The 8,893-nt window shown below is 47.9% G+C and carries 8 protein-coding genes; 6 read left to right on the top strand and 2 right to left on the bottom strand.

The window, feature by feature from the left end; translation table 11 throughout:
* The first annotated feature begins 473 nt into the window (after nt 1–473).
* From NP596_RS18040 to NP596_RS18020, 6 genes are all read left to right on the top strand, one after another.
* Nucleotides 474–1,364 (top strand): tyrosinase family protein, encoded by an 891-nt coding sequence (locus NP596_RS18040; RefSeq protein ID WP_256616793.1) that lies wholly within the window; start codon nt 474–476, stop codon nt 1,362–1,364.
* Nucleotides 1,365–1,495: 131 nt separating this feature from the next.
* On the top strand, nt 1,496–2,044 hold the full coding sequence (locus NP596_RS18035) for a hypothetical protein (RefSeq protein WP_256616792.1): 549 nt from the start codon (nt 1,496–1,498) through the stop codon (nt 2,042–2,044).
* A 44-nt stretch (nt 2,045–2,088) separates the two neighbouring features.
* Complete coding sequence (locus NP596_RS22105) at nt 2,089–2,439, top strand: YbaY family lipoprotein (RefSeq protein ID WP_371927973.1); 351 nt, start codon at nt 2,089–2,091, stop codon at nt 2,437–2,439.
* 77 nt (nt 2,440–2,516) lie between these two features.
* The gene (locus NP596_RS18030; RefSeq protein WP_256616791.1) at nt 2,517–3,320 is read left to right on the top strand and encodes a M12 family metallopeptidase; all 804 of its coding nucleotides are present in this window, start codon (nt 2,517–2,519) and stop codon (nt 3,318–3,320) included.
* Between the two features lie 14 nt (nt 3,321–3,334).
* Nucleotides 3,335–4,585 carry a caspase family protein gene (locus tag NP596_RS18025; protein ID WP_256616790.1) on the top strand — a complete coding sequence of 417 codons (1,251 nt, stop codon included), beginning with the start codon at nt 3,335–3,337 and terminating at the stop codon, nt 4,583–4,585.
* Nucleotides 4,582–5,859, top strand: a complete 1,278-nt coding sequence (locus NP596_RS18020) for a hypothetical protein (RefSeq protein ID WP_256616789.1) — start codon at nt 4,582–4,584, stop codon at nt 5,857–5,859. Before NP596_RS18025 ends, NP596_RS18020 begins: the two co-directional genes overlap by 4 nt.
* A 196-nt stretch (nt 5,860–6,055) precedes the next feature.
* On the opposite strand, the gene NP596_RS18015 is transcribed toward NP596_RS18020, so the two are convergent.
* Both NP596_RS18015 and NP596_RS18010 read right to left on the bottom strand, forming a co-directional pair.
* Nucleotides 6,056–6,550: a hypothetical protein gene (locus tag NP596_RS18015; protein ID WP_256616788.1), complete on the bottom strand. Its 495-nt coding sequence runs from the start codon at nt 6,548–6,550 to the stop codon at nt 6,056–6,058.
* 682 nt (nt 6,551–7,232) lie between these two features.
* The coding region (locus tag NP596_RS18010) for an adenylate/guanylate cyclase domain-containing protein (protein WP_256616787.1) at nt 7,233–8,893 on the bottom strand (1,661 nt) is incomplete at its 5' end.

Raw genomic sequence — 8,893 nt, 5'->3', positions numbered from 1 at the left:
AAAAGCTGACAAACGAATGGGAAATGCCAAAGACTGCTGTCCAGCCAAATGCAGGCATAGGGTGTGGTGAATTTAGGAACCGCACCAATCGCGAACGATGCGCTTCACGCTGTTCAGCACATCCTACGGCCCTCTGCAATATTTCGTCAAACCGGCAAAACTGTCGGTAAGTTTCGGATCAAAAGCATACTTTGTGCAAAAATCCAAATAAAAATTGAGCCACTTAGTGAAAATCGTGGTGAAGCTGATCCGGAACATTCCACTGTCTAAGTTGAGTCTCGAACGCCTCACTCAGCGACACTGGAACGGGCAACATGGAAAACTCCAACAGCGATTTTAGCGTAGAGTGGATATACAGAATCGAATATTCCTTGCATTTCACAAAATCATTGTGGCCACACACAATTCATGGTAGAAATGATATTAACGGCTTACGAATCCATTAGAGTCTTTCACCGAATAGAGGAGAGTAAATGTCACATCAACATGCTCATCAACAACGCTTTAGTGACTGGCTTCTTTTTGACCCACCCTTTGGAGAAGTTGAATTTCGTCATATTGCGGCAGATGTTCTTTCTGTTTCAGTTGTAACTCGAAAAAATGAGTCCACGCTCCCTTCAGAGGAAAGAATTCGGTTTATTAATGCCTTACGGGAAATGATGCACAGGGGAAGCTACCAAAACATAGCTGTTATTCACGCCAATATGCACCACAATATGCACGGCGCAATGGGACGCCTAGGATTGAATCGGTTTCTTTCGTGGCATCGTAGGTTTCTTCTTGCATTTGAACAGGAATTACGCAAAGTTGATGCCGAGCTTACAGGGTCAGATGTGAGTGATTTAGGTATTCCCTATTGGCGTTGGTCAGAAAATTCTAATTTCCCTTCGTGGTTACTTGATGTCTTTCCTGCGTTTGGATCTGGGGGGATAGGCTCTAATATTGAGCCGCGTGAAATAGGTGCTAATGGCGCCTTGCCTAACATTAACCAAGTCGATGAAATACTAACCAACTTTGCCGATTCATTCGATAGAAGTCGTCGGAGGTTCGACGGAGCAAATGAATATGAAAAATTTACATTTTGTTTAGAAGGCTGGGCTGATGACCTGCCTGCGCATAACCATGTTCATGTGTGGGTGGGCGGTGTTATGAATAACACATCTTACTCCCCTGCTGATCCAATATTCTGGCTTCATCATTGCGAAATTGATCGCCTGTGGTGGATATGGCAGCAAGCACATACGAATAGTCATCCAAGCGTTTCACGTGATCAATTGCAGCTTACACCGTGGACAGAGTCAAATTACTACTCACTATTGGATATTGCATCTATTGGATATGCATTTGAGAGCACAATACCGTAAAAAGGCTAAATGGTGCTCAAACCAACCTACTTCCTTCGCTCCAGCGGTTGGTTTAGCTCCACGATGGCTCCGCATTCGGGAAGTCATCGGGCCAGATAAGGAGCGTATAACTCAAATAGGAGTATGAAATCATGCAAATTATCAACACATGGATCAGAGTAATAGTTCCTGTAGTTACCATTAGCCTAAGTGGATGCGCTTCAGAGCTTGTAATCGAACATAATGCAACTGGTAACGGAATTTCAGTCCCAAAGTTCGAGACCATTGCGATTACTAAGAATGTAAGTTCAATGGACAAAAATGGAAAAAACTGTGAGACAAAGATGGCAACAGTTTATGTTAATGTCCCAAGCGGTGAAAACTATACTGTTAACGTAGATCCTGCATGGTTCGCTAGCAATGATTTTTCAGTAGAATTCTATGAATCCGGAGTACCTAAGAAGATTGGTCTGAATTCGGACCCACAGGTGGACGAAACGATTCAGTCTTCAGCGAATCTTGTTAAAGAAGTCGGTGGATTGATGGCTAAGGGAATGGCGGCAGATCAGCCTTCAGGAAGTCATGGAGATAGTTCGTCGGATCAAGCTGTTGACAAAGCTAGCTGTGGCTCGATCAAGGAGGAAACTGTCTTATGCGTTAAAAAGTTTGCGGAGTGGATGCAGCACCCGAACTGTAACTAATGCCATTTTGGTAATGGCAAGTCCTGTTAGGCCGAAACAATCCCGTGAGCATATGCGGTTTGATACTTGAGGGCGAGCTTTCCCTTGATTTAAAGACAAAATTAGATGATGCGTTTTTTAAAGTGACCCTTGAAGATGTAACCATGGTTGATGTCAGTTCAATTACTGTCGCAACGACAGAAGGAAGAGTGACTGGCGACTGCGTAACAAAGGTACCGTTTAGATTGAACGTGCCCCTCCCAGTATCTAGCAACCGTCGCTATGTTTTGAGGGCTGAGTTATGGGCAAGTGGCGGAGAAATCTTTAGGGAGGGCGATTATATTTCTACAGTGGCAATTCCTTGGGAACCATATTCCAGATGCAGTTTTTGGTCGATTCCTCTCGTTCGAGTTTAATGGCGAAGAGGGATGATGACTGAAAAACTTCAACAATACGATCGTTTTAGATCTGTCAAAATTTTTGGGAGAGTAACATGAATACTAGTCAATTTCCTACGAGTTCTGGGTTTGCAGTAGGCTATATCAAACCTTCAGGGCAGCCTTGGCAACCAATTCTAGGCAGCATCGTAAACCAAAATGGCATAGACTATGTCGTTGTCCAAGGTTGCATCATACTTGGAACTGTGGAGGAAATGAACGAACTGGCTAACGACATCCAAAACCAGCCTGCTTTGTTGACTGATGCAAATGCGATAAAGCTGGGTACAGTTATCGTAGGACAGGGAGTCCGTTGGCCTGGAAACACTGTCCCCTACGAAATTGATGGCGCCTTGCCAAATCAAAATCGTGTAACCGATGCCATTGCAGAATGGGAGCAAAAGACAAATGTTAAGTTCTCTAAACATAATGGAGAACCTGATTTTGTAGTGTTTGTTCCTGCCCAAGATGGTTGTGCATCAACGGTGGGAAGGAAGGGAGGGCGGCAAGAGATTTGGTTGAGCGACAATTGTTCAAAAGGCAATGTGATTCATGAAATTGGGCATACGTTGGGGCTGTGGCATGAACAAAGCCGCATTGACCGCGACCTGTTTATCGAGATTCTCTGGGCGAATGTTGATTCGTCAAAGCGACACAATTTTGATCAACATATCCATGATGGTAAGGATGTCGGGGCGTATGATTTTGGCTCTATCATGCATTACCCGCCAAAGGCATTCTCCATCAATGGTTCGGACACGATCAGACCTCGCACATCATTACCACCAGGCGTTGTTATGGGACAAAGGAAAGTTTTAAGTCCAGGCGACATTGCGACGATTAATGCTATTTACTCATAACGATAGGTCCCTTGATGAGGCAGGACCTAAGTCTGGTGTTGGACAATAGGGCAGCCAACAATAAGCCCGGAATGCACGCTCTGGTTATCGGAATCAGTGCGTATAGTCACTTGCCAAAAGCTAGTGACGGGATAGGTGATCCGGTTTTCAAAATGGGCGGACTTGCCTCACCTGCACTGACCGCGTGGAAAATTGGTGAATGGTTAAGAGATCCCAATACCTTACTTGAATATCCGCTCAAGACACTTAGGTTGTTGACATCGCCGGATCCGCAAGAAATCATCTCTGGCCATCCAGACGCACAGAGTAACCCTCCATCTCCGGCAACTCGTGACAACATTCAATATGCACTGAGGCGTTGGCGAGATGATGCGCGACAAGAACCTAATGGCTGCACCTTCTTTTACTTCGGTGGACATGGTTTGCGAGCAGATAACAATGACGCCATCATACTGGCGGAGGATTTTCTTGAACCCGATTGGACTAATTTGGATCGAACTCTAAAGTTTTTGGACGTGATAAACGGTATGGCGCCTAACGCCAGCCAGGCAAAAATATCCAAAGTTCAGTTCTATTTTCTCGATTGCTGCCGTAACAAGCCTGCTGATAAAAACCTGACTGACTTAGACTTAGCTCGAGTTCGTGGGACTTTCCTAGAATCAGGTGACGGCCCGGATTTGCGCACCCGGATGGCTTACTTTGCCACGGTAGATGGTGGCACCGCCATATCACGCGCTGGAAACCTGACCTATTTTGGAGACATGCTGTTGGAAGCAGTTACAACTGGAGCTTCCAACGGTTTGGAGCCAGGGCAACCACACCCGAGAGGTAAAACTCGGTTTCCTGTGACCGGCCCAAGCCTTACACAATTCTTCGAACGGCGAAGGAAGCAAAGAGGGTTAGATCCCATTGAGGCTGCAGCTATTTATGGAAGAAGTGGTAAGTTGGAAATTTTGTGTTGGTTGCAGACCCCACCCCTAATCGACATTACGTTCGTGATTGCGGACCCAGAGTTAAGAGAAGACGCATTGGTCACACTGAAGTCAGATAGCGGTTTGATAATCCAAGTCCAGCAACCTGTCCAAAATGGTCAAAACTTATTTAAGGATCTTCCAATGGGTCGGTATGAGATATTGGTTCGGTCTATCTCTAATGTTGTTGACCCTTTGACTTTTGGTGTTCAATATATTACACCGAACTCACCTGATCCTTGGTTGTTATCTCTCGATATGGCAATGCCATATCTTTCAGGAGGTGTAACGTGACAAAATTGACGAAATTAGCATTTGATCTTGTTGGCGATTTTAGCGATTCAAAAACGCGATTGCCTATGCAGATTCGTGACAAACATATGACAATTAAAGCAACTGGCCTATCAGATACTCATGTAGAGGTTCCTGCAGGCACTTATTTCGTCACTGCGCGTATGCCGGATGGTACCTTGCCAGTGCTCGCAGGTCCGCTCAAAGTTTCGGCAGATGATGAGGTCACCAGAGTTGTAGTTGAGCCTCGGAATTCTTTTTTCCCAACACCTCCCGGCCACGGAGGTGGAACCGCAACTATGTCCGGCCAAACCGGGGGAATATTGGATGAGTGGCGGAAGGCGCTTCGATCATCGGCAAGCTCTTTAGCAGAAACGACGACACAGATAATGGTGAATGATGGAGAATTGGAAAAACCGCAGGTGGAAGCCAACTTGCTGGGTAATCCTCATGTCTGGCGTGGACGCTGGTTTGATAGTTGGCTGAGAAGCTACAGTCTCGCGACTGAGATAGCAGAGCCCTTGACCTCTAATGGCATAAGCTTGCGCGCCAATATGCGGAGACGAGGAGAACAGACTCTTGTTAGTGTCAGGGAACCGGATACGGGGTTCGCAACCTTTTTTGCGATTCCGTTCGACGGTCCAGGACCCTTGACAACCCGCATAGGACTGTCTTGGGACAGCCGGACAACAATTAAGGATGGCGAGCATTCCGAAGCGAAGCGTCCCAAAGTTAGCATTTTTTTTCAAGATTCGGAACTAACGGCTTTCCTTCGCTACATCCACCACAGCAACGCGCTGGAGGCTGCCGATTTTGCTCGCAGCTATGTTGGGCGGTGCATAGGCGCTGGGAGCTCAGAGCTAAAATCATTGAAGTCATGGTTAGGCCCAGTGTTGGGTTGCTATGTGTTGTTGAGGAGAAACGAGTTGAATGGTCTCGACGAATGTACGAGCAATCTCTTGCGACTAGCCCGCCACGTACCCGATGTTCTTGCATTGAGAGTAGAGTATTTAGCACGAATTGGCGAACATGCTGAGGCAGCAAATCAGTTGGTGGAGTTAGAGTCATTCGGCTGTCCATGGTTTCGATCAGGTATCGAATATCTGCGTGATCGAGTTCGCAGTTACGAGCAAGGAATGGAGGGATTAGAAGTATCCAGTCAATTGAAACTTGCTTCTTTCGGAGAAGCCTTAGTGCGATTAACCAGTTACCTTGACCCGGAATTTACAACTGCCATTTATCGCCACGTCCCTTTGGCAAAATTCAGTAATTTGTAATAAATGATTGATTAACCCCGAAATGATAAGGCAAAGTGGAAAAAAGTTTAGAGTCGCTCATTAAACTTCTAATAGCCCCCCCCAGATTTATTTATAGGTCAGGGATAAATATACCAATCGTTCGACATCAATAGACATGAGAAAAAAGTAACGGCCACGTCTTAGTTATGCGCCGAAAATATCTGTTGTTAATCGATTACTGCTTATTTTGACTAACCTCAAATAATCTCATGACAATTGTGTCCAACGCATAAATAACGGGAGAAACAAGCATAGCTAAAAAACCAGCTACTTCTGCACCACCTACTGATGACTGGAGCGGGTTGGTGGGTACTGAGAGCGCCCAAACTGCAAATGCTATGGCTGCGGCGAATGCTCGCCAGATAAGAGGAGGTAAAGCAGGCCAAGACTTCTTATCTGCCGCAGCTTTAGCGAATTCAAATAATATAGTCAACCCGAATGTTGCAAAAATAAAACCCAGATAAATTGTGAATGGATCCCAATGCTGAGTTGATGCCAATGAGAGTCCAGCTGCGTATGGAGCAAGGACTTCGGTTGGTATAAATTTGGTGAGTGAATCCCAAACGCGCTGTATAGCTCCATCGTTCGGAGGAGAAGTTGGTTCATCCGATACAACCCCAGACGAGGGTTTGGAGCGCGGGATATCTTTTAATAGTGCATTTAAACTCATATATTATCCTTTGTTAGCAAAGTTAGCAGGCTGTTGAAAACTGATTTTTCACATTAGACTGTCACGGTATCTAGTATTAAAAAAACGGAATTTATCACTATATACAGTGTTCAATAATTTACTTTTTGCAAAAATCAACAGCCTGTTAGAACGCGTTTACAAAACTGAAAATACAACTACTCCTTAATACTCGTCAAATCCTCCTGTTTGTTCACCTTTGTTTCCGGTCGATTATTTTCTGGCACGGGACAAATTGAAATACTTTTCTAATTTTGGGTGCCACTTACTAATACCTAGCCTACGTAAGTAGACTAATATGAATCATATCATCAATTATTACTTTTTACTCTAAGCAAAATCCTGAGTCAGAAATATATTTTTCATCTCTCAACATAAAGCTTCTTTTTATCTAACGAACGTCTGTTGTTTGACCCTAACCAGCTCGTCGAACATATACTATTAAAGGCAGCTAGGGGTCGTTTGCGACAATTTGCCACTTCCAAAAGCCGTCATTCACAACTGGAGTAATCGTAACGGAATGGGTGGGGTTTTGCGATTGGAATCGCTGGCCGACAATCAATCGGAACAGGTGGCTGGTTTAGGGTGGAATATGCAACTTTATCCTTTATGCCGTGGGTACGGAGGTAGAAGGGACTGTTTAGGCACTCTCCTTCGTGCCGAGTTATTTCTGGCTCAACTCGATCAAATCGCCGGTTTGCCCGGCCAGCAGGCGTTGCAGATGGAAGGCGGCCAATTTATCGCCGGGGTATGATGCCGCCAATTGTCGAAAGGCGGAGACGGCTTCGGGGCGGTCGGCGCGCATCAGCGCATGGGCGGCTCGATAGGCGGTCAAAGCCGAAAAATCAAGGCTGCGGCTGTCCAGAGGCTCGTAAACTTCTAGCGGTATGGATTTACCTTTTACCAGCAAATGGCCGATGCGACGCTTGGCTATATCGGCGCAACCCGACAAGGTGGCCGCGGAGGCGCAGATCAGGGTGCCGAGATATTTGTTGGCGCCTTCCAGCCGCGAGGCGGTATTGACCACGTCGCCCAAGGCCCGGTAGTCGAAAATGGTCTTGCCGCCGAAATTGCCGACTATCACCTCTCCGCTATGCACGCCGATGCGGGTTTGGCCGAAAGCGATACCTTGCGCGTTGAGTTCGGCGGCATAGCGGCCGGCATAGCGTTGCATGTCCAAGGCGCATTGAATGGCGCGGCGCCGGTGGTCGGCCTGTTTGACGGGCGCGGAGAACATGATGGCCACGGCGTCGCCGACTATCCTGTCCAGGGTGCCCTGATGGGAAAAAGCAATGGCGATCATGTTTTCCAGATAGGTATTCAACAGGCTCACGGCTTGGCCGGGGTCCAGGTTTTCCATCAACGAGGTAAAGTCGGCCAGATCGGTGAAGACAAAGCTGCAGGTTTGGCGCTGCCCGCCCAGTTCCAGCTCCTCCGGGTGGCTGATCAGATAGTCCACCAGGTTGGGCGAGATATACCGCGAAAACGCCTGTTTGACCCAGCGTTGGCTGCGTTCGCTGTAAATATGCCGAAAAATGCTGGTGAAGAGAAAGACGGTTAACAGCATCAGCGACGGCACCGTGGGGTCGAGCAGGTAGCGAAATGCGGTATAAGCATGCCAGGCGCCTGCCCACAACAGCAGCAAGGCCAGGGCAAAACCGAAAAACGAAAGGATCGCGCCGCGGCCCAAGGCTATGGCGCCGATCAGCAAGCCGCCGAGTACGATGACCAGCATTTCCCAGGCAATGGCCCAGTCGGGCCGGATCAAGAATATGCCGCCGAGGATTTGTTCCAAGGCCTGGGCGTGAACTTCGATGCCGGGAATGATGCCGCCCAGCGGGCTAAAGCGCAAATCCATCAGGCCTTGCGCCGAAGCGCCTATCAACAGGATGTTGCCGCGCAGTTGACTGCTGTCTATCCGGCCGGCCAGCACCTGCCAGGCCGGGATATAACGCCGGCTGTCCGGCTGACTGTAATGGATCCAGGTTTCGCCGCCGGCCGTGGTCGGTACTCGAATGCCGCCTATGCCGATTTCAGCCAAACCCTCCGCTTGGCTGCGCAAAGTATAGTTATCGGCTTTTTGGGCCAGGCGCAAACTTTCCGCCGCCAGGGACGGCACCAGGCTGTTTTGGTAGCGCAGCAGTAAAGGCACCTTTCTGATCACGCCGTCGGCGTCGGCGATAAAGGTCAAGGCGCCGTTGCCGGCCGCCGCGGTTTCCAGTATGGGTAGGGCCGATAGCGCGCCTTGGAAAAGCGGCAAGGCAGGCAGCGGCGAGGGGCCGATTTGCACATAGCGGGCCTTGATGGCGGGCGGTGCCGATGCCG

This window comes from Methylomonas rivi, assembly GCF_024505165.1.
Taxonomy (GTDB): domain Bacteria; phylum Pseudomonadota; class Gammaproteobacteria; order Methylococcales; family Methylomonadaceae; genus Methylomonas; species Methylomonas rivi.
The sequence above is the reverse complement of the archived record's forward strand: the minus strand, read 5'-3'. Positions and strand labels throughout refer to the sequence as shown.